Annotated in this window: 1 protein-coding gene; it reads left to right on the top strand. The window is 37.5% G+C overall.

Features of this window, described 5'->3' with window-relative positions; all coding sequences use genetic code 11:
- The first annotated feature begins 93 nt into the window (after positions 1–93).
- On the top strand, positions 94–465 hold the full coding sequence (locus MTCD1_RS18455; RefSeq protein ID WP_057183654.1) for a hypothetical protein: 372 nt from the start codon (positions 94–96) through the stop codon (positions 463–465).
- Positions 466–526 lie beyond the last annotated feature (61 nt).

Raw genomic sequence — 526 nt, 5'->3', positions numbered from 1 at the left:
GACACGTAACACTTGCTCGGTTCCACTTCGTTTCACATTTTAGCAAGTATTACTTAGCCCGTTATTTGGGCGTTATATGTAAATGGAGTTTACATGAAAGTTTTATTATCACTTGTACTTATTCTTCTTAATGGTTGTTCAACAACTACCTTTAATTCAAATGCTGGGGTATATGCAGAAAATAGCATTCGTAAAAGTGTCGTCGACAGATATACCAATGAAGAAGTCTGGAGATTAGGGGCTTCTCAAATTGGATATGTGGAAACAAATTATTGCCAAGTAGACTATAGAGACCTCACACCAAGTACAAAAGCTTTTATTTCTGAATTAAAAGTCAAGACTCAAAAGTTAGGTGGCAATGCACTAGTGTTTGACTCTTGTATTAAGGCTGGTAATGCTAGTTGCCATAAACAGATTCAATGTCGGGGTATGGCTTATCTAATTACATATAATAAACAAGGATAGGTTGCGCGCAGCCGCAACTTTATCCTGTTGTTGAACAAGCTCGGTCGATTAGCTGTACTCT

The sequence above is a fragment of the Colwellia marinimaniae genome (genome assembly GCF_002207865.1).
Classification (GTDB): Bacteria; Pseudomonadota; Gammaproteobacteria; order Enterobacterales; family Alteromonadaceae; genus Colwellia; species Colwellia marinimaniae.
Note: the sequence above shows the minus strand (reverse complement) of the source record. Positions and strands in the feature narration are given on the sequence as shown.

Coding starts and splice junctions, on each gene's coding strand:
- MTCD1_RS18455 (WP_057183654.1), top strand. CDS start 94: ATGAAAGTTTTATTATCACTTGTACTTATTCTTCTTAATGGTTGTTCA.